Origin of the sequence: Bacillus vallismortis (assembly GCF_004116955.1) — a bacterium.
In the GTDB taxonomy this organism is placed as follows: Bacteria; Bacillota; Bacilli; order Bacillales; family Bacillaceae; genus Bacillus; species Bacillus vallismortis.
Map to the genome: position 1 here is coordinate 2,723,141 of NZ_CP026362.1, position 21,898 is coordinate 2,745,038.

The following is a 21,898-nucleotide window of genomic DNA, read 5'->3' on the forward strand; positions in this document are numbered from 1 at the left end:
GTAAGCGCTTACTTAAATTGGATTTTATGCGCTGTATGAGCTGCCTTCAATTTCACTTTTTTGCATCCGCCTTATTCAGACACTGCACTTTTTTGCGAAACTGGCACTTTTTTGTTACCCGGCTTGGCGGTGCTGGGCCTCCGTCTTTTGAAACCCTCTGAAAGCAAAAAACATCGACACTAGCCCAAATAAACAAGGGCCGTAAAAGGGGATCAAGCCCGGGAGCGTATACAGCAAATAAAGGACAAATCCACATCCGATCAGCATACAGCCGGTTGTCATCGGCCGCATGGCGCCAAACAGCAGCGCTTGCGGAATATATTTACGGAGCGGGAGCTGGTAGTGCACGTAAAGGGGAAACACATACATTAGGGCAATGATATACAAAAACCCAGCAAGCAACGTGCAGCTTGTTACGGCAAAGGACAGCCAATCCGTACTGGCAGAAAAATAATGATAATTCGCGGACAATATGAGCAAAAGAGCCGCAAACGCCAAACCAATCGCATTGACCTTGAGAAACTCTTTTTTGTAGGTATCAAGAAATAACGGAAACACCGGGATATCCTTTTGCCCCATCAGCCATTTCCGTATGACGGCACACATTGCGGCTGTACTCGGCGCCCACCCGAAAAGAACGCCGCCCAAGAGCGTAAACAATAGCCACAGCCCGTTGAGCCACGCGATTTTCACCACCGCTTCGCAGCCCGCATAGAGCGCATCCGTTACCGTTGTTTTCATCTTCTCACCGCTTGATGCACGGCAAAATCTCGATAAGCCGCTTTCATGGGCGCCATCTGCCGGAACCCGATTTTCCCTTTTGTTAACAGAGGCCCATATGTGCTGCCGTCGTCCGTCCACTCAAGAATGGGCAGATCATTAATTGAAAAGTGCACATAGCCTTTGTCTTTGATGAGCTTCATATGGTACGGAGAATCAGCGTCGTCTGGAGAAGGAAGCGGATCGGCTCCCATCGCGGTGAGATGGAAACCGTAGCTTTTTCTTAAATTGCAGGTGCGGAACGCTCTTTCCTCCGCGTATTTTCTGCGGAAATACGATAGGTGAAGCGCGTTGATATCCCCTGAATGATATTCGGGGTACTTTCCCGTCCTGTTCTTGAGACTTGGATCAAACAAATCCTCGCCGCCAATCCCCGCAGCGGAAAAAAACAGCATACACAGTCCAGGCTGCTCAATCGGGGAGAAGTCCCACGTCACAATGATGCCGTCCGGAAACGTTTCCGGGCACCAATAGACAAAGTGCGCTTCGTCCTGAACATGCGACAGGTGTAAGCGATGATCGCCAAAAGAGATCTGTCCGCCTCCCTCCATCCGCCAATCCTTCACATCGCTTGCTGACCGGAGCGGATTGCGGTACAGGCACGCGCCTTCCTTATACATATTCTTTTCCCTCCCGGCTCACAAGATGATCCTTCAGCGGAAGGCCGAGTTCTTCAATGCCTTCTGCCACAAGCTTCGCAACCTCCTTCGCCCCTTCTTCTGAAAAATGCGTATTGTCTTCAATGCCGTCCGGATAATTCGGATGTTCATTCGGCTGAAGCCAAACGAACAATCGCTTCGACTTCTCCGGCCCGTATGTTTCATACAGCACCTTTGTTTTCGCCAGCAGGTCGATCACAGGCACATCAAGCTCCTTCGCCAGTGCTTTCATCGCATCAGGATACTCGCCAAGTGTATGCTCGATCCGCCCGTTTTCATCAAAACGGCGGCGCTGCACTGATGTGACGAACACAGGATGCGCTCCCTTTTCGCGGGCCGTATCGACAAACAGGGTGAGAAATTGCTGAAATGTGGAGTACGGCTTCGTCCCCCGGGGTTTTTGGTCATTGTGGCCGAATTGAATAAACAAATAATCTCCTTGTGTGATGCGCTCGGCAATTGCCTGAAGCCTTCCCTCCTCCACAAAAGAATAGGTGCTCGCCCCTCCTTTGGCGTGATTGTGCACCTTCACATCTTCAGAAAACAATTGCCCGAATACCTGGCCCCACCCCGCCATTGGCGCTTCATGAGGCGGGCAGTCACTCACGGTGGAATCCCCCGCTAAAAACACTTGAATCGCTTTTTCCATCACATGTTCTCTCCTTTCACGGCGTTTCCTGATACATTTGCCTGAAGACACCCGGCGGCACGCCGACTTGTTTTTTAAAAATCCGATTAAAGTAATTGTGGCGATAGCCGACTTCTTCTGATACATCAAGTATTTTTTTATCCGTATTCACCAGCAGCTCTTTCGCCTTTTCAATTCTGATTTGGGTTACATAATCAATAAAATTAATGCCGGTTACTTGCTTAAACGCCTTGCTTAACGTATATGAATTCATGCCAAGCTCATCGGCACAGCTTTCCAGCGAAATATCCGCCATATACTGTTCGTGAATCATGGCGATCACACGATCCGCCAGCTGCTTCTGGTGTCTGTTTTTTCTGCCCTCAAGCTTGGATAGGTAAGGCGTAACGACAGCATCCATCAGCCAGGCCGCCGCCTCATATGGTTCGCGCAATTCTGAAATTTCAAGAAGCAGCTCCCGGCATTGAAACAGTTCGCTCGGATTGAGCCCGGAGTGCAAAATATCCTCCTGAATGCGGGAAAGCAGCTGTATCAGGGCGGAGTGCACATGTCTGTCTATGGCCGTCTTCTCCGCCAGTTCCTCCATGCAGATACGAATCAGTTCCCCGGCTTCCTGTTTTCTTTCCAGCCGGATGGCCTGAACAATTTGTTTTTCCAACTCAAAAGGGTAATAAGGGGCCGACTGCTCATCCTGAGGGAAGTTTGTCTGCAAATCAATCACCTGATGCCGGTTAGCAAACTGCCTGTGGGATTTGCCGCTTTTCACATCCTGATATAATGAAGGGATTTCCGAGATGAGCTCCGTCTTTCTGCTCATCGTCCCGGTCAGGTGTAAACCGGTTACATCACAAAATTGGTGTGCTAAGTCCGTTACATACGCCTTCAGATCACCTCTGTTTGTTTTCATTACAAGCACGGTGACGGAAAGCCGGCCGACATCAAGAATGGAGGGCTGAAAACAGTGTTTTGCCGCAAGCTCCTCGGCGAGATTGGTCAGAGTAAATACAGCGAGCTGTTCATCATCAGGCCGAAAGATGCTTGTTTCACAGCGGAGGCCTGTCACCTGAAGATCAAGCACCTGAAACTTTTTTTCTCCGATGTTCCATCCAGCCTCTCCCATTCGTGATCTGAGACTTGCCTCGTTTTCATAATAAAAATCGCCCTGCAAGAGATGCTGCAAAAAACTTTTTTTCATATGGGGCGTCTGCCGCAGAAGCTGCTCTTGAAGCTTCCGGCTTTCAAGGGATAGGTCATGCCATCTCTTTTCAATCCACTTGAATTCATCCTCCCCGGACACCTGCCACGTTTTCTTCTCTCCGCCGGTAAACAGGCCAAGCAAATGCTGAATAGGACGATAGATTTTTTTTGAAGCGTACCACGTCATGCAGACCGCTAAGCCGATGCAAATGACAAGCATGGTGATGATCACTTTTGATAAAAACACCATCGGCGCTGTAATAGCTGAAAGAGGCGCCGCTGACACAAAGGTCCACTGCTGATGCATGCGGTTCAGTTTTCCAAATGAGACAGAATACACCTTGCCCTCCCATTCCATCTGAAAATGGCCTTTCCGGTCCGGCCGTTTTTTCACCTCTTCAATTAAAGTCTTTTCTATATCCTTTTCTCCTTCATGAAAAAGCACTTCCCGATTTTGATCCAGAAGCAGGGCACTGCCATCAGGATAAGGGGACAAGCTTTGCAGGATCGACTCCATTTCTTTCTGATCAACCGCCAGCATGATCGCGCCGAACGGTTTCTCCGCCGAGCCCGGAATGAGCTGGATCAGCATCGCCTGATTTCCATATCGCTCCCAATAAATGCTGTTGTCCGAGGCAAGCAGCGAGCGATAGTGGCGAAGCGTCTCCTGTTCTGTCAAAGGGCTGTATTCGGGACTCAACACAAGAGGCCGGGGGCTGTTCAGAAAGATGGAAGCCTGCTCGATCAGCGGCTGCTGGTCCCGTAAAAGAAACAGCTTTTTCGTTAATTGATAGGAGAATGTATAATCTTTCTCCAAATCCTTTTCTGCCAATCCATTCATCAGCGAAGAATCGTATGCCATCTGGGTGAGAGTCAGCTCCAGCACGCCGAGCTTTTCATCCATCCGGCTGACTTCCCGCGCCACCTGTGTTTCATGCGACCTCTGCAGTTCCTTCTCCACCTTATCGATCGAAAGAAAATAGATAGCGCCGCCAGTCAGCAATCCGGGAATACAGGCAATCACCAAAATGAAGACAAAGTTTCTTTTGAAATACGTTCCCTTCCAGCGTGAAACCCGTTCCTTCTGTTGAGGCTGTTTTTTCATCCCTTTCCCCCCGCCGCCATCTCTACTGGTACACGCGTTTTTTCGTTCTCAGCACATCAGCAAGAAACGTCAGCGCAAGTCCCTGTCCCCAACCTTGTATTCGTTTGTAAGGCACCTGTTTGTATCCTTCGGCATTTTTCATGACGGCTGTTCCGGCCGATACCTTGCTGACCCGTCCGTCCTCTTCCACCGCATCCAAAATGGCGGCTAGCGATTTCTGCACATATTTTGTATACAGTTTTCCGTTCGACAAAAGAGCAGATGCAATGCCCGCCGATGCCGAAACCTCGAGATACGAATCCGAATCATCCAAAATCGTATGCCAGAGACCTGATTCATCCTGCAGCCGGACGAGCGCGCTCAGCTGGTCTCTGAGAGAGCCGTCAATGATCATAAAAGAAGAGTGCGTCACCTCAATGAGGGGAAGCGCCTTCGCCATCGTGAGTGCCGCCCAGCCGTTCGCCCTGCCCCAATAAATCCCCGACAGATGATTTTGCGCTTTGTTGTCCCAGGCGTGGTAGTACAAATTCGTGACAGGGTCCTGGAGCACGTCTTCATGTCCGTGAAACTGGCGCAGGCCGTCTTCAAAATAATCCTCACGCTCCATCACCCGCCCGATTCTCAGCATAAACAGCCCCGCCATCATCAGCGTATCCGCCCATGCCTGCTCAGGAAACACATAATCCGCGGAATTAACCGTATGCTGAAGAATCCCCTCGCCAAAGCGCGGCGCTTTATGCAGCACATATTCAGCCATCTCACCCGCCGTTTCCAAATACACATGATCACCCGTCACCTTGTGGAGAAACAAAAGCGTATGGCCGATGGAAACCCCGTTGATCGAAAGCGGCGGCAGCCCATCCTCCAGCTGTTCATCCACCCACGTTTTTAGCAGATTGATATATTCCTCGTTTTCCGTCGCTTCATACGCCTCCGCCACACCGTAAAACGCGACGCCGCCCGGCCAATCCCATGCAAAATCCATCTGAAATGTCCGTTTCACAATGCGGTCAATCACGGATGTAACCTTTTCTTCATCAAAGATAAGCTGTGCCATCTGCAACACTCCTTTTATTTTAATCCGGTCGTGCTAATGCCCTGAACGATATATTTCTGAAACATAAAGAAGACAAGAATCACAGGCAATAACGAAACGGCCGACATGGCAAACATCGCACCCCAGTTCGAAGCCGATTCCGTATCGAGGAAAAGCTTCAGCGCAAGTGAAACAGGGTAAAGCTCAGGTTTATTCAAGTACAAAAGCGGCTGAATCAGCTCCTCCCACTTCCAATAGAAAGAGAAAATCGCAGATGTCGCAAGCGCCGGGGCAATCAGCGGCAGAATGATCCGCCAAAAGCAGGCAAATCGCCCGCATCCGTCGATTCTCGCCGCTTCATCCAATTCCACGGGAATCGTCCGGATGAATTGGATCATCAGAAAAATAAAAAACGCATGCCCGAAAAATGGCGGAACGACAATCGGTTTAAAAGAATTCAGCCAGCCCAATTTCGCAAACAAAATATACTGCGGAATCATCAGCACTTCATGCGGCAGCATTAACGTCCCCATCATGCAGACGAACCAAAACGCTTTTCCCTTAAACGGGATGCGCGCAAATCCGTACGCAATGACAGCCGATGACAGGACGGCGCCGATTGTGGACAGCCCGACAATGATCGCAGAGTTTTTAATAAAGGTCAGAAACGGCTGCCCCGCAATGCCCTTCCATCCTTCAGCATAGTTGCTGAGAATAAAAGGATCGGGAATGAGAGAATGGGAGGTTGTGAAAATACTGGAGCTTTCCTTAAACGAGCTGACAAACAGCCAAATGACCGGATACAGCAATAACACCGCCAGCGATGCTGTAAACACATGGAACAGTATGCGCTTGAGCTTGACGCGCCCGGCTTTTTTTCTCTCAAAAACCGGGTCTTCTCTGACAGGCTGGTTGACCGGCTCCATCCGTCATTCCTCCTTTGACTCGTAATGAACCCAATAGGCCGATGTTTTAAACAAAATCAGCGTAATCAGCCCGACAATGATCAGCATGACCCACGCCATCGCCGATGCGTAGCCCATTTGAAAATAGTTGAACGCCCGCTGGAACAAATAGAGCGAATACAAAAGCGTCCCGTCAAGCGGCCCGCCCTCACCCTTTGAAATGATATAGGCAGGTGTAAACGTCATAAAAGCAGAAATCGTCTGCATCACTAGATTAAAGAAAATAATCGGCGTGAGAATCGGCAGCGTGATTTGAAAGAAGCGCTGCACCCGATTTGCCCCGTCCACACTGGCCGCTTCCAAATACGAAGACGGAATATTTTTCAGGCCGGCCAGAAAAATCAGCATCGACGATCCGAACTGCCAGACGGACAGCAAAATCAATGTCCACAGCGCGCTAGTCGGGTCCTGATACCAAAGAATTTTTTGATCAATCCCCACAAAAAACAGCAGTGCATTGATGACCCCGTCATTGCCAAAAATATTGCGCCACATAATCGCCACGGCCACGCTCCCGCCAATAATTGAAGGCAGATAAAAGAGCGTTCTGTAAATAGCCGTTCCTTTTGATGCATTGTTTAAAATGACAGCGATAAAAAGCGCGAAGCCAAGGCGGAGCGGAACTCCGGCAAGCACATACGTAAACGTCACCTTGAGCGACTGCCAATACTTTTCGTCACCCGTAAACATTTCCTTGTAGTTGTCGAGCCCGATCCATTTCGGCGCCGTAAACAAGTCATAGCTTGTGAAGGACAGAAACAGGGACGCTCCCATCGGAATCACCGTAAAGCAAAGGAACCCGATAATAAACGGAGAAATAAAAGCGTATCCCGCCAGATTGTCTTTTCTCATACTCCGGCTTTTTTTCATTGCGTCAGCCCCATTTCCCGTCAATTATTCCTCTCTAAAATTTCATTGGCCTGCTTCCGGAACGTTTTGGCGGCTTTTTCCGGTGTTACCTTCTGGAACAGAATCTGATCAGACGTATCCTTCAGCAGCTTGATGACCTCCGCGCTTCCCACCGGTTCCGGCGGATCGGCTTTGCTGATGTGTTTTGAAGCGTTTTCTACATATTCCACAATATTGGCCTCTTCCTCATTCAGCTTCGGTTTAATCGCGTCTGCCACCTTGTCGGATACCGGTACGCCCCGCTCGCCTTTGATCAGCTGGTTCGCTTCTTCATTATTGACGAAGAAATCAATAAATTTCGCGGCCTCTTTTTTATGCTCAGAGCTTTTCGGAATCGAAAACAGCATACTCGGCTTCAGCGTCAGCGCCTTTTCCTGCATTTGCTCCGGCGGCAAATACAGAGACAGCGGCGAGTCTGTCAGCTGTGCAAATCCCAAATACTGATTGGAGTAGTTCCACGTAATCGCCGACTTGCCTTTCACGATAAAGTCGTCCTCCATCCCTTTAATCTGTGCGCTTTCATCAGGTGTTGGGGATGTTTTCGCTTTCACCAGCCTCAGCTGCCGTTCAAAATAATCGACAAACAGCTGATCATCTTGATACGCGAGGCCTGTGCCGTCTTCTTTATAAAAACGCTCACCCTTCGTTCGCAAATAATAAGGGAAGAAAATATCAGGCGGGTGCATGCCGTTAGAGCCGTAAACGCCGGCATTTTCCTGAAGGTCATACGCCAGCTTTTCGTAATCCTCCCACGCCCAGTTTTCCTGATTGATGGACACACCCGCTTTCTTCAGCAAATCATCATTCGCAATCACAGACAGCACGTTGACGCCCAGCGTAAACCCATAGAGCTTATTGTCGATTTTTCCGCCCGACAGCATATTCTCGTCGATTGAACTGACATCAATCGTTCCATCCTTTGTATACGGCGTTAAATCTTCCAGCTGGTTCTTCTTTCCGTACTGTGCCAAATAAGCGGTATCCATTTGAATGACATCGGGAAGCTGGCCGGCGGCAGACATCGGCGCGAGCTTTTTCCAGTAGTCATCCCAGTTCGCAAATTCGGCATCAATATGGACATGCGGATTCTTTTTTTCGTAAAGTTCAATTACCTTCGTTGTATAATCATGCCTTGGCTGCCCGCCCCACCATGCAATTCTGAGCGTAATGTCTTCTTTTTTCCCTGATGCCTCTTCACCCGCGGAACATCCGCTGAAAAAAAAGACGCAGACAAGCGACAGCAGCACGTAACAAATCTTCTTCAAACCAATCCCCCCTTTAATGTAAGTGCTTACATTTTATTGTAAAGCGTTCAGTGAAGGCGAAACACTCAAAAAACAGTGGCGAAAGTAAAAAAAACAGAGATGGCTATCCTGCGGAAGCGCCTCCCTGTTTTCTTCTGAATTCTGACGGTGTCAGCCCGGTATATTTTTTAAAGACGAGACTGAAATACTTCGGATTATCGCCAAAGCCGATTTCTTCCGCGATGTCTGAGACACTCGCGTCCCGCCTGATTTTCAACTGCTTCATCGCATGCTCAAGACGCACTCGCGTCACGTATTGGGAAAATTTCTCTCCTGTTTCCTGTTTAAATAATTTCCCGAGATAATCGGGATTCATAAACAGCATATCCTTCGCCGCCCATTTTAAGGATAAATTCGGATTTGCGAGCTCATCGGCAACAAGCCTGATCATTTTCGAAATCACCGCGCTCCCGTGCAGGTCACCAGACGCTTCAACGGTATCCCGAAACAGCTGCCCTGCGTGCCGGAGTTCTCCCGTCTGGCTGATTGCCATCTGATAGTCTGTGAAGACGTCCGCCGCCTTTTCAGCGGCGTTCTCTTCCACAGCGAGCACCGTCCAATCTCCGCTGCTGCAAACCGCTGTCAGCGCCGAGCCAAGCGCTTCTCTAACCGCGGAATCAATAGATTGTTCCCCTTTTACAATCAAAAGGCGGACCTTTTTTCCGGCAAGTGAAGGCGGCGGTGACAGCTGGGCCACTCCGGCGATCAAGCCCTCCAAGTATTGATCGGCGGCAAAGGAACGGATATGATCGAGCTCATGCTTCAGATGAGCGGTTCTCTTTTGCCGCATATCGTGCTGCTTCAGCTCGGCAATGATTTCCTCCAACGAGCTGATAATCTGCTGTTCATTGCAGGGCTTCAGCAAATAATGTTTCACTCCGTATTTCATTGCTTCCTTCGCGTATTCAAACTCTCCAAAACCCGATAAGACGATAAATTGAACCGACGGATTGGCGGCTGACACCTTTTTAATCAGCTCAAGCCCGTCCATGCCGGGCATTTTCACGTCTGTGATGACAATATGCGGCTGGTTATTTAAAATCTTGTCATACGCTTCATTCCCGTTCTGCGCTTTGCCGATTAAAGAAACGCCAAGCGCCTCCCACTCAATGATTTCTGCCATTCCCTCAAGAATAATCCTCTCGTCATCAGCCAGCAATACTTTATACATCACGCCACCTCATTTCGGCACGGTATTGTGATCACAATCCTTGTTCCCTTGTCTTGTTCACTTTGAATGCGCAGGCCGTACGGTTCACCGAATGTCAGCTTGATGCGTTCTCGAATATTCCAAAGTCCGATTCCTCTCCCCACCGAAGTTTCGAGAATTTGTTCATCCATGCCGGGACCGTTATCTTCGACCGTAATACAAACACAGTCCTTCATTTTTTTCGCCTGAAGGCGGAGGGCGCACGGCCTTGTGAAGGGCTCAAGCGCGTATTGAATCGCATTTTCGACCAGCGGCTGAAGCGTCAGTTTCGGAATAAGGCAATGCTTTACTTCTTCGTCTATATCCAAAGTAAAATTCAGGCGCTCTTCAAATCGAAACCGCTGAATGGTCATATAGTGAAGAACGATGTCCGCCTCCTCCTGAATGGTCACTGTATCTTTTTTCATATGAATGCTGTTTCGCAGCAAAAAACCGAGCGATTCCACCATTTTCGAGATTTGCTTTTGCTGATTCGCTTTGGCCAGCCAATTGATGGACTCAAGCGTGTTATATAAAAAGTGCGGGTTGATCTGGGCTTGCAGTGCTTTCAATTCGGTTTCTTTAATGATGAGCTGCTTTTCCACATTTTCTTCCATAAGCTCGTTAATTCGTTTCATCATCACAGTAAAATGGCGGTTCAGCATGCCAGCCTCATCTTGTGTATGTTCCGGCAGAGAAAGCGATACCCCCGCTTCAATGCCGCCGTCCTGCACCGATTTCATCGCGGACACAAGCTGCTCGATCGGCTCCGTGATACTATTGGCGATTTTCCTTCCAGCAAGCAAAACCACACAGAAAAACAGGAGAAAACACGTGCCGATCACCGTTTTCATAAAGGAAATTTTTTCGAACATCTGATCAAAGGGGATGACGTTATAGTAGCTCCAATTTTGATAGGATGATTGAAGGAAAGAAATAAAGTACCGTTTGCCATTCTTTTTTATCAGGTCATAACCTGGATGCTTCAGCGTCTCCTTTGCCGCCTCGGGCGCAAGCACCGAGGCATGTGCAGAATACACCAAGTTCCCGCCTTGGTCGGCGATCATGATGTCTCCGACCGCATCGCCCCAATCCTTCGGCAAATCACGAATCATCTGTTTCACATTGACTTGGATCAGCACCATGCCCAAGTCGTTCAAACTCAGCTGGCGATACGATCTGATCTGCCGCGCTGAAATCAGGACAGGATCTGAACCGCCGAGCGTCATCCAAAGATTTCTTCCGTTTTTCGCTTTGGCTCGTGTAAACACCTCTTCCTGCTGCTGCTTCAACATGTCTGAAGAACTGCTTCCGGCTGAATACGCTGAGCCGCGGGCATCAATCAAATGAATGGAATCGATGTACTTTTCATCTCCGGCATATTCCGCAAGCTGATCCCACAGCTCCTGCTTCATTTGATACTGATCATACGTATCATCACGATGTTGCATGCTCAGGATGCGCTGAATCTGTTCGTTCGTAATGATTTCATATGACACATCCTCAATCTTCTTCAGCTCGTCTTCGATCCTTTCAGAAGACATCCGCAGCACCTCCGAAGACTTGCGGTAAATCTGCTCATCATACACATGAAAGGCGTACTGCACCCCGCTGTATACAAACAGAAAGGACACGGCCATAATGAAAGATAGAAACACAAACAGCTTATCCCTAATCTTCATCCGCCTGTACCAGCCCGCAGCTCTTTTTTTCATGCTGCCTTTTCTTTCTCCTGACGCTGATCCATTGACTGAAACGCTTTAAAGGAAAGCTTCGTTAAGATCAGGCTAAGCAAACTCCCGCTGAAAAACAGCAGAAACGTTACGTGAAACAGCATGAGAAACAACACACCGACTGCGCCCGCCGCCATCATGAGCGTCACCGCAGGACGGCTGAAGGCAATCAAAAAGCTGATGCTCAGCACTTCTCTGATTTTCACATCAAAATGAGAAAACACCGGAAACACATACAGGACAACAAATGCAAAAATCAAGCTGATGCTCAAAAACACATTGACGAGCACAGGCTGATTCATCTGCGCCGCAATCCGCATATCCGCAAACAGAAACAAGCCGGCCGTCACAAGAATGAGCCCGAGAATCTGTGCGGCCCGCCACTCCTTTTTGAATGCCTGAAAAAAGACAGAAAACACCGGGGCATCCATGTTCCCCTTCGCCCATTCTCTTGCCACTGAAAACATCGCGGCAGTAGCGGGCATCAAACCAAACACAACGAGGCCCGCAAGAGAAAATAACAGCCAAAGCACATTCAAATAGGCCAGTCTCATCACCCACGTGCAAAAACGATTCAGCCCATTCGCCACACTGTGTATCAACAATATCACCTTCCTGTTGTAGAAAACGCTTTCATTCCAAAGTAATATGTATTTCTCCTTTCGAAAGAAAATTCCTGCCTCCCTATAAAAATTCGACATCACAAGAAACATCAGCCTTATCTATTCCTGTATCGCATGATGGCCTTTTCGATCAAATACCCCGCAATGGCTCCGCCAATGACATGAAATCCAAGCACACCGAGCATAGCACCCTCCCAGCCGCGTACATAAACGAGGCTATACCAGATCGCAAGCACACCAAGGACAACCAGCCCTGCCAATATCCATTCCGGCCATCTTTTATCAGGAAGTTTCACCCTAACAAAAACGGATGCGCCTGCGAAAAGACAAGCCGTCAAGATCCCTGCCAGCAAAACAAATGACCACATTCCCTGTCCCTCCTTTTAGAAAAAGACAAAAAAGCCTCCTGCAAAGGACGCTTATTCTGCCGACATTTCTTTTTCAAACAAATGATATCCAGATGCATCAGCACCCCTGAAATCATATCCCATTCGCCGGTAAAACGAGTGCAAGGCGTCATTATCAGCGACACAGTCAAGCCGAATCCGTGTTTTCCCCGGATAGTCAACACCCGTCTCTGCCCAATGAAGGATACGCGCACCAAGCCCTTGTCCCGCAAACCGGCGGCTGACCGCCAAACGGTGCAAATAAATGGACGCGTCATGCCCGTCGTCTCCCCAAAGTGTCCGGTCCCACTCGCTCGGTTCCGGCAGCAGCATCACGACAGCCGCAAGCTCTTCGTCTTTTTTAAACACAAACACATGCCCATTTTCAATTGAACCCGCGATATCATGAGTATCTTGTCCTTCCAGCAGACCGCTCCATTGGTTAGAGCCCCGGTCCCGGAGCCATTCAGCTGTTCGGACGAGCAGCCCGGTAATCGATTCTGCATCCTCATACACGGCCGGACACGCGCAAATTCCATCAGCTAGTGTTTCATTCGTAATCTTAAAAGGTGACATAAAGGCCTCCCAATCAAAAAGTAAACTTTCACCCACCTTGATTATAATGCAGACCTGCCAGCAAAAACAGACATTTTCTCTGTATGTAAAAGGGTGCATGAAAGAGAGGCCCGGCTGCCCGTTAGAAAAACTTCTTCTTATCCCGCTCTTCTTTTAAAATCTCCACCGCTTCTCTGAAGCGCATGGAATGCACAATTTCACGCTCCCGCAAAAAACGAAGGGAATCGTTCAAATCAGGATCATCCGAGATATCAATCAGCCATTGATACGTCGCCCGCGCTTTTTCCTCTGCCGCAATGTCTTCGTATAAATCGGCAATCGGATCGCCCTTCGCTTGGATATAGCTCGCTGTAAACGGCACGCCCGCCGCATTATGATAAAACAGCGCGCTGTCATGATTCACGTAATGTTCGCCAAGCCCCGCTTCACGCAGCTGCTCCGGCGTGGCGTCTTTCGTTAACTTATACACCATAGTCGCGATCATTTCCAGATGGGCAAATTCCTCCGTGCCGATATCTGTTAAAAGGCCGATGACTTTATCAGGAATCGTATACCGCTGGTTCAAATACCGGAGTGCCGCGGCCAGCTCACCGTCCGCTCCGCCATACTGCTCAATCAAGTATTTCGCCAGCGTCGGATTGCACGTGCTGACCTTAACAGGGTATTGCAGCTTCTTTTCATACACCCACATTCAGGCATTCCTCCTTATACTTGCCACGGCCAAGGCCCTTGATTCCAATCCCAATCCTCGCCCGCGGGGCTGTTGCCGTACTGCAAAAGCGGCCCGTAAGAGGATTCGAACTTTCTTTTTAAGTGCCTTGAATAGCCGGAGTATTGATTGAACTGCTTCAGCGCGTCTTCATCATGAGGATGTGTATCTAAATAAAGGCTCAGCTCAACAAGCACAAAATCCGCCGCCTGTATTTGCTCTAGCTGACGGTAATATTCGGCATCAACCTTTTTTGCCATATGCGTCTCCCCCTCGATAAGGGTTTTCATAAAAATCATAGAGATCCTTCCAAAGGGTGCCTTTCCTTAAAGCCTCCATCGGCGAAAACTGTTCCATATGCTCAGGCTGAAACGCCATATAGAGATTGGGCGGCGTTCTGTAGTACTTCTTCCCTATGGGCGGACAGGGATCAAAACGGCTGTGAAAGGGCGTATATGATTTGACAGGCGTAAACGGCTGCATATCCTTCATTCCGGTTCCTCCTTTCTCAAAAACAATGACCTTAATAGGTATGAGGCGGGAGGTATGATTATGACTGAAACTGCTAATAAGGAAGCTTGATCTGCTCCTCAATCCCCGCGATACGGAGCGGGCCCAGCAGCGTTAAACGCGTTAACTGATTCGCCATAAATAACGGACTGTACTTCATGCCGCTCTCCAGCCAGGAACAAATGACCCCGATATGAGCGGATGTGATATAGCTGATGAGAATCTCTTTCGGCACCTGTAGCGCCTTGTCTGATTCCTTAATGGAAGAAAGCAATTCCTCGTAAATTCGCTTCTGTACGAACTCCGCCATAAGACTTCTGAATTGCGGCAGACCCCTGTCGCTTAGCATCACTTGAAAGTATTCGGCATGTTCATGGATGTACTCAAATAGCTTAACAAAAGATAAAGGCGGATGATCCTCATCAATGCTGACCGGTTCGACCGGCGTTTTCGGCTTTACCTGACGGATCAAATCATCTAGAACCTCGGTCATGCTTTGAAACAGAAAATCCTGTTTATCCTGATAATGCAAATAAAAGGTGCCGCGGGTGAGGTCCGCTTTTTCCGTAATTTCCTGAATCGTAATCGAGTTGGCATCTTTTTCTTTCAGTAGAGCAATTAAAGCATCTCTTAAATATTGGTTTGTTCGTCTGATTCTCGGATCGACTTTGCGTTTTTTAGACATTTTTTTCCTCCTTGTCTAACTTTCATTTTCTTCTGAACAAATCTTCTGCGGATGTCTACTTCTAAACATTTGAGCGTTCTCTGTTTATTGACCTTTCTCTAAAATCTACTGTACCATGAACGTACATCTTGTACATGGTGTAAAGTAATGAACATAGTGTTCATTATCTTTCTAAACGAAGCTTCGTTACGTAAAATGAGTGCACTCCATCTAATCTCACCCGCTATGATAAAGAGAGGAGTCTTTGCCATGAATGGAAAAATCGCTTTAGAAGAGCATTGGGAATCTCCTGATTTTCCGGCTACAGGAAGCCACAATTTTACTGACGATGAGTATTTCAGCGCTGTCCAAAAACGATTGCAGGAATTCGAAAACCGAATTGAAGACATGGATCGAAACGGCATCCAAACGTCAATTCTCTCCTTGACACAGCCTGGAATTGAAGGCATCACTGATCCTGAGCGAGCGGTGAAACTCGCAAAGCAAATGAACGATCACGCTGCGGAATTCTTCGTTTCTAAGCACCCTGACCGCTTTAAAGCATTTGCCGCGGTGCCGTTGCAAGATCCTGAAGAAGCCGCGAAGGAACTCGAACGAGCCGTAAACGAACTCGGCTTTGTGGGCGCCTTGATCAACGGCTACAGCAACATCGGGGACGAAAACAATGCCCAATATTTAGACGAGCCCCAGGTGCGCCCTTTCTGGGAAAAAGCCGCACAGCTAAAGGTTCCCGTCTACCTGCATCCGCGTATCCCGCTGCCGAATCAGCAGCGCATTTATAAAGGCTACGAAGGGCTTCTCGGTTCAGCGTGGGGCTTCGGTTTTGAAACAGCAACACATGCCATCCGCATGATGCTCAGCGGCCTTTTTGACGAATACCCTGATTTGACTGTCATCCTTGGCCACTTAGGCGAGGGCCTGCCGTTTACATTGCCGCGGGTTGAACACAGACTTCGCCATCAGCGTCCTGAAACCCATGGCAACCATCAGAAAGCGCCGACTGAATACCTCCGCAAAAACTTTTATCTCACAACAAGCGGCGTGTTCAGAACACAGGCCCTAATTGATACATTGTTGGAGGTTGGCTCAGACCGCATCCTCTTCTCCGTCGACTATCCGTATGAAACGATGGAAGAAATCTCTTCCTGGTTTGACCAATGCCCAATCAGTGAAACGGACCGATACAAAATCGGCACTGAAAACGCGGCTAAGCTTTTTCAATTGAATCAATAAAAAGAAGACCTTCGGCAGAGCCGAAGGTCTTTCTAGATTAATCAGTCCTTGCAGCATAAGCAGCCGCAAACCTGCCGCCTCTATTCTCTGCTACAGATCGGAACGGAAAACCCGGCGTCCCCACACAGCTCCGTTGATCCCCGCCGCTTTGCCTCATTTAGAAACAGGAACAATAAAGCGGAGAAATCTGTTTCAGCCGATATCCGTTAAAAGGCCAATGACTTTATTCACAATACACATTTCAGCATCAGCAAATCGTACCCTTTCACCGTCCGGTGGGAATACGCCCCCTGTGCCCGAACTCAATCAAACGGTTAGCGATTCGATTTCAGACTGAACAGTCAAAACAAAAAAACACCCTTGGTTTGCAAGAGTGTCCCTTTTTACCTCATCTTTATTTATAGCCGCCTTGTCCCCAGTGGCCCATATGGTGGTGATTATCTTTTCCATCATGATGGGGGTTACCCTTATGATGATGGGGATTCCCATCATTCTCATGATGCATGCCATAGCTCGGAGAACTTACAGTTCCAGGATAGCCTCCATAGCCTCCGCCTTGCATACCGTAGCCCGGGTAGCCTCCGCCTTGCATACCGTAGCCCGGATAGCCTCCACCTTGCATGCCATAGCCCGGATAGACCCCGCCCTGCATACCGTAGCCCGGGTAGCCTCCGCCTTGCATACCGTAGCCCGGGTAGCCTCCGCCTTGCATACCATAGCCCGGATAGCCTCCAGCTTGCATGCCATAGCCCGGATAGCCTCCGCCTTGCATGCCATAGCCTGGGTAGCCTCCTTGCATGCCATAGCCTGGAGAAACGCCAAAACCAGGTCCGCCATAGATATGTCTTGTATCCATATCGTTCATATTCACTCTCTCCTTCACATAGGTTACAGTCCAGAGTATGAGAATACCTGACAGATCGTATAGGCGGCCGCCCATATACAGCTCATACAAATTCAAGGGAGAAGAAAAAAACAGGCTGTGGCAGCCTGCTCATTTTTTATTCACCTAAATCTACGTTGTGGTACACCTGCTGAACATCTTCCAAATCCTCTAATGCATCAATCAATTTTTCAAACTGTTCCTTCGCATCATCTGGAAGCTCCACTTCACTTTGCGCAAGCATCGTCAGCTCGGCAACAGTAAATTCTTCAACACCGGCGTTTTTAAACGCCTCCTGCACCGCATGGAATTGATCAGGCTCGGCATACACGATGGCGCTGTCATCCTCTTCCAAAATGTCACGGACATCAACATCCGCTTCCATCAAGATTTCAAGCGCTTCGTCAGCTGATTTGCCATCTACACCGATAACTGCCGTCGCGTCAAACATATAAGCAACAGATCCGCTCACACCCATGTTTCCGCCGTTTTTCCCAAATGCTGCACGCACTTCCGGCGCTGTACGGTTTACATTATTCGTCAGCGCATCAACGATGATCATTGATCCGTTCGGCCCGAAGCCCTCATAACGAAGCTCATCGAAACTTTCTTCCGCTCCGCCCTTCGCCTTCTCAATCGCACGCTCAATGATATTTTTCGGCACGCTGTACGTCTTCGCGCGCTCAAGCACAACCTTCAGCGCCTGATTGGATTCCGGATCAGGCTCGCCCTGCTTTGCCGCCACATAAATCTCACGCCCAAACTTGGCATAAATCCGACTCGTATTCGCGTCCTTAGACGCCTTCTTCTCTTTAATATTGTTCCACTTACGGCCCATGTTGCTCCACTCTCTTTCATATATATCAATCTACATATTGTGATTCACTTTATCCATTATACCTCAAATGGTTTGGTTGTTTCGAGTCTCTTGCGTCAGAAATAGAAGGAATGCCGCGGGTGAAAAAGCGAACGTCTGCGGAAAGCAAGAAAAAGCCCTAGCTAAGGGCTTTCTCCTTCTGGTCACTTATAAGATGAGGGGCATGATCGATAGACGTCGTGTTTCGATCCGTTGATTCCTTAAAGTCCCCGGAATTTGTCAAGAAAAGAAACGAACTACTTCCGCAAATCAGGGTAACAGCAAGGCACATCATTACTTTTTTCTTAATAAGCATATAAACACTCTCCTTTTTGAATTTCTTCTTGCGCTTTCAGCACTTTTCGATAAAACGCGGCAGCGAGTTCAAAATGGCAGCGGCTCTCAAAAACAGCGGCAGCACTTCGGGCACAGGCTTCCATGTAAGCGTGCAGGTTCTTTTTCTCAAAATAGCTTAAAAGATCATGAATTTTGCTTTCGTCAACAGCTTCTTTGTACACGGTTTGCAAGAACGTATACAATTCTTTATAGAATTGATAAGAAGTCAGTTGCGGATTGTTTGTGATATGCGCCAATCCTTCTTCTATTGACCGAAACGCCTCTTGTATCCGGCCAGCTTTACATCGTGTCCAGCTTAAACCTAACAAGACTTTCGGAAGCAGATCAGGTACCGTTTCTCTGCTTATTTTCGCCGCTTTTTGAAAGTGTTCTATCGCCATATGATCGTTTCCTGATCTGTCATAGCTGTTCGCGATGTTCAACAAAGAAATGGCGATAAACCGGTCGTTTTGAATATCCATTGCCAATTGCAGCGCCGTATCTAAATGCGGGAGCGCTCTGTCATAACGCTTGAAATCATCATAGTTGCCGGCGATCACAAACAAGCTTTGTATCGTTCTAATACTGTATAGAGGATGTTTTTGATAAATATCTAAGGCCTGAAGGATATGGTGCATTGACACATGGGTTTGCTTCATATGGTAATATGCTTCTGCCACTTTAAAATGGAATTCCGCTTTCTCGATTTCATCTGACACAAACGGCAGCTCGTTCTCCGCCTCGCGATAATATCCGATCGCTTCCACGTATTCTTTCTGATCAAATTCATACATGCCGCGGAAAAACAAAGAGTAGTATTTCAAAAGACCTGTGAGTTTTTTCTGAGGAGTTTCAATCGTTTCCCGAAGCTCTGTCACTGTAGGGCGATTCCCGTATGATTGTCCCGGCTCCAAATAATCCAGCATCAGCTGGTGCCGAAAACACATGAGAGAATAATAGATCAGCAAGTCCTGATCCTCTTCCATCTGCTGAATGTCCTGCTCCACCTCCGCTTTGAGAATCTCAGCATCCGGAACACTAAATTGACGTATCATCTTATACCAGTCATTAATCTTAACACCAACACGCGAAGATGGTATGGCTTGACCCAACGGCTTCCCTCCCTCTATGTAAGATATGTCATATTCTATCAATCCAAAAATTTGAAAACAAGACGAAAGGAAGAAATTGTTTTTTCATCCTGTCAATTCGTTTTTCTCAAAATAAATAATGCCTGACAGAGAAATCACATCAGAATCTGTCAGGCATTACGTGTTATCCATTCATTTGATTCATATGGGCCATAATCTCTTGAGACACCAATAAAGGATTGTCCAGCATGGAATAATGGCTGCATTCCGGAAGCACTTTAAACGTGGAATTCGGGACCGTCTCCTGCAGCTTGAATCCCCAGTATGGCGGAAGGTACCGATCATATTGCCCATACAAAAACGTGGCCGGTACGCGCACTCCCTGAAGCCCGGGAACCACATCTTCTGTTTGATGATGTTCAAGCGCGAGGGAAGCTTCCTGTAACTCCCTTGGCCCGTTTTCATGATCAAACGGCGCGATAAAAGCTTGAAGAATCTCGGGTGTAACCATCTGCTGATGAAAGATCCCTTCTCTGATCATCCGCTCAATGAAATATGGAGACGGCTCAAACTCAGGCGCTGTCGGATACCGCAGCGATACAACTTTAGGGAGCGGCCAATTGCTGAAGGCCACGCCATCAATTACCACAAAACTGTCTACCCGGTCCGGATACTGGACGGCTAATATTTGCGCGACTCCTCCGCCCAGATCATGCCCGACAACGTTTACTTTCTGAATACCGATCATATCTAGCAGCGATATGATGTACTGCGCCTGCATCGGAAGGGTCAGCTCTTCTTTTGCCGCCCTGCCTGAAAGTCCGTATCCAAGCATATCAGGGGCAATAACAGTGTACTGCTTGGCCAGCTGCGGGATCACATTCATCCACAAAAAAGAGTTTGTCGGAATTCCATGTAACAGCAAAATCGTTTTGCTGCCGACACCTGCAGTCCGGTAAAACAATTTGTGCTCGCCAATCTGTATTTCTTTCTGAAGCATGTCCAAGCAAAAGCACCTCCTGAATAAAACTCATTATTTGTTGTTCCCTTTTTATGTAATATTACTCAAAAAAGCCTTTCCATTTGATCATTGGAAAAGCTTTCACCTATGGTTCACTCATTCCCGACATGCTGATAGTGCTGCAGCGTCAGCCGCTGCATTTGTTCACTGGCCATCGGAACAAATGCACCATTTCCTCTTCTGATCAGTCGGGTATACAGCATTTGCAACGCGGCATCTTGGAAAGACATTTGAAGATGAATATTCCTCACGTTAGGATGTTTCATCATTAATGCGGAATTAAAATTATCACTTCCCATGAGTTTTGCGGTCGACCTAGCCTCAAGAGCAATATCTTTTTCAGCAGCCGAAAGAGCCCCTGAATGCTGGTGAAAATGCACGTGCGGCATCTCAGGCAAATGCACCTCACTCGTTTGATCCGGGTTGATCAGTGCCAGCATCGCCGTGACATGAGTTCTTAAAAGATTCGCATGCAATTGGATCAAATCCCTCAAATCGCGATGCCCAACAGCAGATCCGTATGCTTTCAGCTTAGAAATCACACCTTCATGGGTGCTCAAATGCTCTGCCATTATCCCCAGATCTACGGCAGGAAGTTTCATCAACATCCCTCCTTTATGGTCTGTATAGGCTATGAACGATCGAAAAAATGGTGCATTGTTTTCCCAAAGAATGATGAAAATAAAAAACAATGATTCGAATCTATATAAAAGGAGCTTTCGCCAATGCCTATTCCTCAACTGATCATTAGGCTGATTATCGCCTTTATCACCTTGTTGGTGTTAACCAGACTGATGGGCAGAAAAGAAATCGCCCAGCTGACCTTTTTTAACTTTGTTTCAGCCATTTCGATTGGAACCATTGGAGCCTCGCTTGCCATTGACTCTACCCTCAGCATCAGAAATGGATTCATCGCCCTGTTTGCCTGGAGCGCTTTTACAATCATCGTCGGATTTCTGGATATTAAGTTTCCTGCTATTCGATATGCGGTTGAAGGGCAGCCGGTCATCTTAATAAGAAAAGGCAAAATAATGGATAAGCAGTTAAGAAGCGTCCGTCTTGATCTCGATGCTTTGCAAACCTTACTGCGTAAAAAAAATATATTTTCCTTAGCCGATGTCGATTATGCCATTTTTGAAACGGACGGCAGTCTCTCCGTCCTGAAAAAGCAAGCAAAACAAAACGTGACGAAAAAGGATATGAACGTTCAAGGTGAAAATACAACTTCAAACGTTTCCCACCCCGCTTCAGTCATAGCCGATGGGAAAGTGAGAGAAGACAACTTAAAAAAATTGAATCTGAACAGACAATGGCTGATGGACCGGCTAAAAGAATCCGGCATCCAACAGCCTAAAGAAGTATTTTATGCAGAAGTTCAAACAGACGGCACTCTGTATATTGATAAAAAAGAGAATTCTCCATCTGAATAAAAAAAGGGCTTGAAACAGTCTCATCTCCACTGT

General features: G+C 47.8%; 25 protein-coding genes. 2 read left to right on the plus strand and 23 right to left on the minus strand.

The features are described 5' to 3' along the window. Nucleotides 1-114 precede the first annotated feature (114 nt). The 17 genes from BV11031_RS14590 to BV11031_RS14670 form a co-directional block, all read right to left on the minus strand. Nucleotides 115-741 (minus strand): YesL family protein, encoded by a 627-nt coding sequence (locus BV11031_RS14590; RefSeq protein ID WP_010329152.1) that lies wholly within the window; start codon nt 739-741, stop codon nt 115-117. Further along, a complete protein-coding gene (locus BV11031_RS14595) occupies nt 738-1,400 on the minus strand; it encodes a YesU family protein (protein ID WP_010329151.1) in 663 nt (220 codons plus the stop codon). Before BV11031_RS14595 ends, BV11031_RS14590 begins: the two co-directional genes overlap by 4 nt. Further along, nucleotides 1,393-2,091: a rhamnogalacturonan acetylesterase gene (locus BV11031_RS14600; protein ID WP_082246318.1), complete on the minus strand. Its 699-nt coding sequence runs from the start codon at nt 2,089-2,091 to the stop codon at nt 1,393-1,395. Before BV11031_RS14600 ends, BV11031_RS14595 begins: the two co-directional genes overlap by 8 nt. A gap of 13 nt (nt 2,092-2,104) precedes the next feature. Continuing rightward, nucleotides 2,105-4,390: a transcriptional regulator YesS gene (yesS, locus tag BV11031_RS14605; RefSeq protein ID WP_010329149.1), complete on the minus strand. Its 2,286-nt coding sequence runs from the start codon at nt 4,388-4,390 to the stop codon at nt 2,105-2,107. 22 nt (nt 4,391-4,412) lie between these two features. Continuing rightward, on the minus strand, nt 4,413-5,447 hold the full coding sequence (gene yesR, locus BV11031_RS14610; protein ID WP_010329148.1) for a rhamnogalacturonyl hydrolase YesR: 1,035 nt from the start codon (nt 5,445-5,447) through the stop codon (nt 4,413-4,415). Between the two features lie 14 nt (nt 5,448-5,461). Continuing rightward, entirely contained in the window at nt 5,462-6,352 is an 891-nt protein-coding gene (locus tag BV11031_RS14615) for a carbohydrate ABC transporter permease (RefSeq protein ID WP_010329147.1), read from the minus strand. Between the two features lie 3 nt (nt 6,353-6,355). Beyond that, nucleotides 6,356-7,285: a carbohydrate ABC transporter permease gene (locus BV11031_RS14620; protein ID WP_010329146.1), complete on the minus strand. Its 930-nt coding sequence runs from the start codon at nt 7,283-7,285 to the stop codon at nt 6,356-6,358. Beyond that, complete coding sequence (locus tag BV11031_RS14625) at nt 7,282-8,565, minus strand: ABC transporter substrate-binding protein (protein WP_010329145.1); 1,284 nt, start codon at nt 8,563-8,565, stop codon at nt 7,282-7,284. The genes BV11031_RS14620 and BV11031_RS14625 overlap by 4 nt, the downstream gene beginning before the upstream one ends. Before the next feature lie 103 nt (nt 8,566-8,668). Continuing rightward, nucleotides 8,669-9,775 (minus strand): response regulator transcription factor, encoded by a 1,107-nt coding sequence (locus tag BV11031_RS14630; RefSeq protein WP_010329144.1) that lies wholly within the window; start codon nt 9,773-9,775, stop codon nt 8,669-8,671. Next, the gene (locus tag BV11031_RS14635) at nt 9,775-11,508 is read right to left on the minus strand and encodes a cache domain-containing sensor histidine kinase (protein WP_010329143.1); all 1,734 of its coding nucleotides are present in this window, start codon (nt 11,506-11,508) and stop codon (nt 9,775-9,777) included. The genes BV11031_RS14630 and BV11031_RS14635 overlap by 1 nt, the downstream gene beginning before the upstream one ends. Further along, the gene (locus BV11031_RS14640; RefSeq protein ID WP_082246322.1) at nt 11,505-12,134 is read right to left on the minus strand and encodes a YesL family protein; all 630 of its coding nucleotides are present in this window, start codon (nt 12,132-12,134) and stop codon (nt 11,505-11,507) included. Before BV11031_RS14640 ends, BV11031_RS14635 begins: the two co-directional genes overlap by 4 nt. A 110-nt stretch (nt 12,135-12,244) precedes the next feature. After that, a complete protein-coding gene (locus BV11031_RS14645) occupies nt 12,245-12,517 on the minus strand; it encodes a YesK-like family protein (RefSeq protein WP_010329141.1) in 273 nt (90 codons plus the stop codon). Nucleotides 12,518-12,568: 51 nt separating this feature from the next. Continuing rightward, entirely contained in the window at nt 12,569-13,111 is a 543-nt protein-coding gene (locus BV11031_RS14650; RefSeq protein WP_010329140.1) for a GNAT family N-acetyltransferase, read from the minus strand. A 121-nt stretch (nt 13,112-13,232) separates the two neighbouring features. Beyond that, nucleotides 13,233-13,802: a spore coat protein CotJC gene (gene cotJC, locus BV11031_RS14655; RefSeq protein WP_010329139.1), complete on the minus strand. Its 570-nt coding sequence runs from the start codon at nt 13,800-13,802 to the stop codon at nt 13,233-13,235. Between the two features lie 14 nt (nt 13,803-13,816). Next, on the minus strand, nt 13,817-14,080 hold the full coding sequence (cotJB, locus tag BV11031_RS14660) for a spore coat protein CotJB (protein WP_010329138.1): 264 nt from the start codon (nt 14,078-14,080) through the stop codon (nt 13,817-13,819). Further along, nucleotides 14,064-14,312 (minus strand): spore coat-associated protein CotJA, encoded by a 249-nt coding sequence (gene cotJA, locus BV11031_RS14665; protein WP_010329137.1) that lies wholly within the window; start codon nt 14,310-14,312, stop codon nt 14,064-14,066. Before cotJA ends, cotJB begins: the two co-directional genes overlap by 17 nt. A 73-nt stretch (nt 14,313-14,385) precedes the next feature. Continuing rightward, nucleotides 14,386-15,015, minus strand: a complete 630-nt coding sequence (locus BV11031_RS14670; RefSeq protein WP_010329136.1) for a TetR/AcrR family transcriptional regulator — start codon at nt 15,013-15,015, stop codon at nt 14,386-14,388. A 249-nt stretch (nt 15,016-15,264) separates the two neighbouring features. On the opposite strand from BV11031_RS14670, the gene BV11031_RS14675 reads away from it, so the two are divergent. Further along, nucleotides 15,265-16,248: an amidohydrolase family protein gene (locus BV11031_RS14675; protein WP_129550781.1), complete on the plus strand. Its 984-nt coding sequence runs from the start codon at nt 15,265-15,267 to the stop codon at nt 16,246-16,248. A 394-nt stretch (nt 16,249-16,642) separates the two neighbouring features. On the opposite strand, the gene BV11031_RS14680 is transcribed toward BV11031_RS14675, so the two are convergent. The 6 genes from BV11031_RS14680 to BV11031_RS14705 form a co-directional block, all read right to left on the minus strand. Continuing rightward, nucleotides 16,643-17,113: a chromosome partitioning ATPase gene (locus BV11031_RS14680; protein WP_010329134.1), complete on the minus strand. Its 471-nt coding sequence runs from the start codon at nt 17,111-17,113 to the stop codon at nt 16,643-16,645. 136 nt (nt 17,114-17,249) lie between these two features. Next, the gene (locus BV11031_RS14685) at nt 17,250-17,969 is read right to left on the minus strand and encodes a YebC/PmpR family DNA-binding transcriptional regulator (protein ID WP_010329133.1); all 720 of its coding nucleotides are present in this window, start codon (nt 17,967-17,969) and stop codon (nt 17,250-17,252) included. 157 nt (nt 17,970-18,126) lie between these two features. Then, a complete protein-coding gene (phrH, locus tag BV11031_RS14690; RefSeq protein WP_010329132.1) occupies nt 18,127-18,303 on the minus strand; it encodes a phosphatase RapH inhibitor PhrH in 177 nt (58 codons plus the stop codon). After that, a complete protein-coding gene (gene rapH / locus BV11031_RS14695; protein WP_010329131.1) occupies nt 18,293-19,435 on the minus strand; it encodes a response regulator aspartate phosphatase RapH in 1,143 nt (380 codons plus the stop codon). Before rapH ends, phrH begins: the two co-directional genes overlap by 11 nt. A 163-nt stretch (nt 19,436-19,598) precedes the next feature. Beyond that, on the minus strand, nt 19,599-20,414 hold the full coding sequence (locus tag BV11031_RS14700) for an alpha/beta fold hydrolase (protein ID WP_121643713.1): 816 nt from the start codon (nt 20,412-20,414) through the stop codon (nt 19,599-19,601). A 113-nt stretch (nt 20,415-20,527) separates the two neighbouring features. Continuing rightward, complete coding sequence (locus BV11031_RS14705) at nt 20,528-21,037, minus strand: hypothetical protein (RefSeq protein ID WP_010329129.1); 510 nt, start codon at nt 21,035-21,037, stop codon at nt 20,528-20,530. 123 nt (nt 21,038-21,160) lie between these two features. On the opposite strand from BV11031_RS14705, the gene BV11031_RS14710 reads away from it, so the two are divergent. Beyond that, nucleotides 21,161-21,865 carry a YetF domain-containing protein gene (locus tag BV11031_RS14710; RefSeq protein ID WP_010329128.1) on the plus strand — a complete coding sequence of 235 codons (705 nt, stop codon included), beginning with the start codon at nt 21,161-21,163 and terminating at the stop codon, nt 21,863-21,865. Nucleotides 21,866-21,898 lie beyond the last annotated feature (33 nt).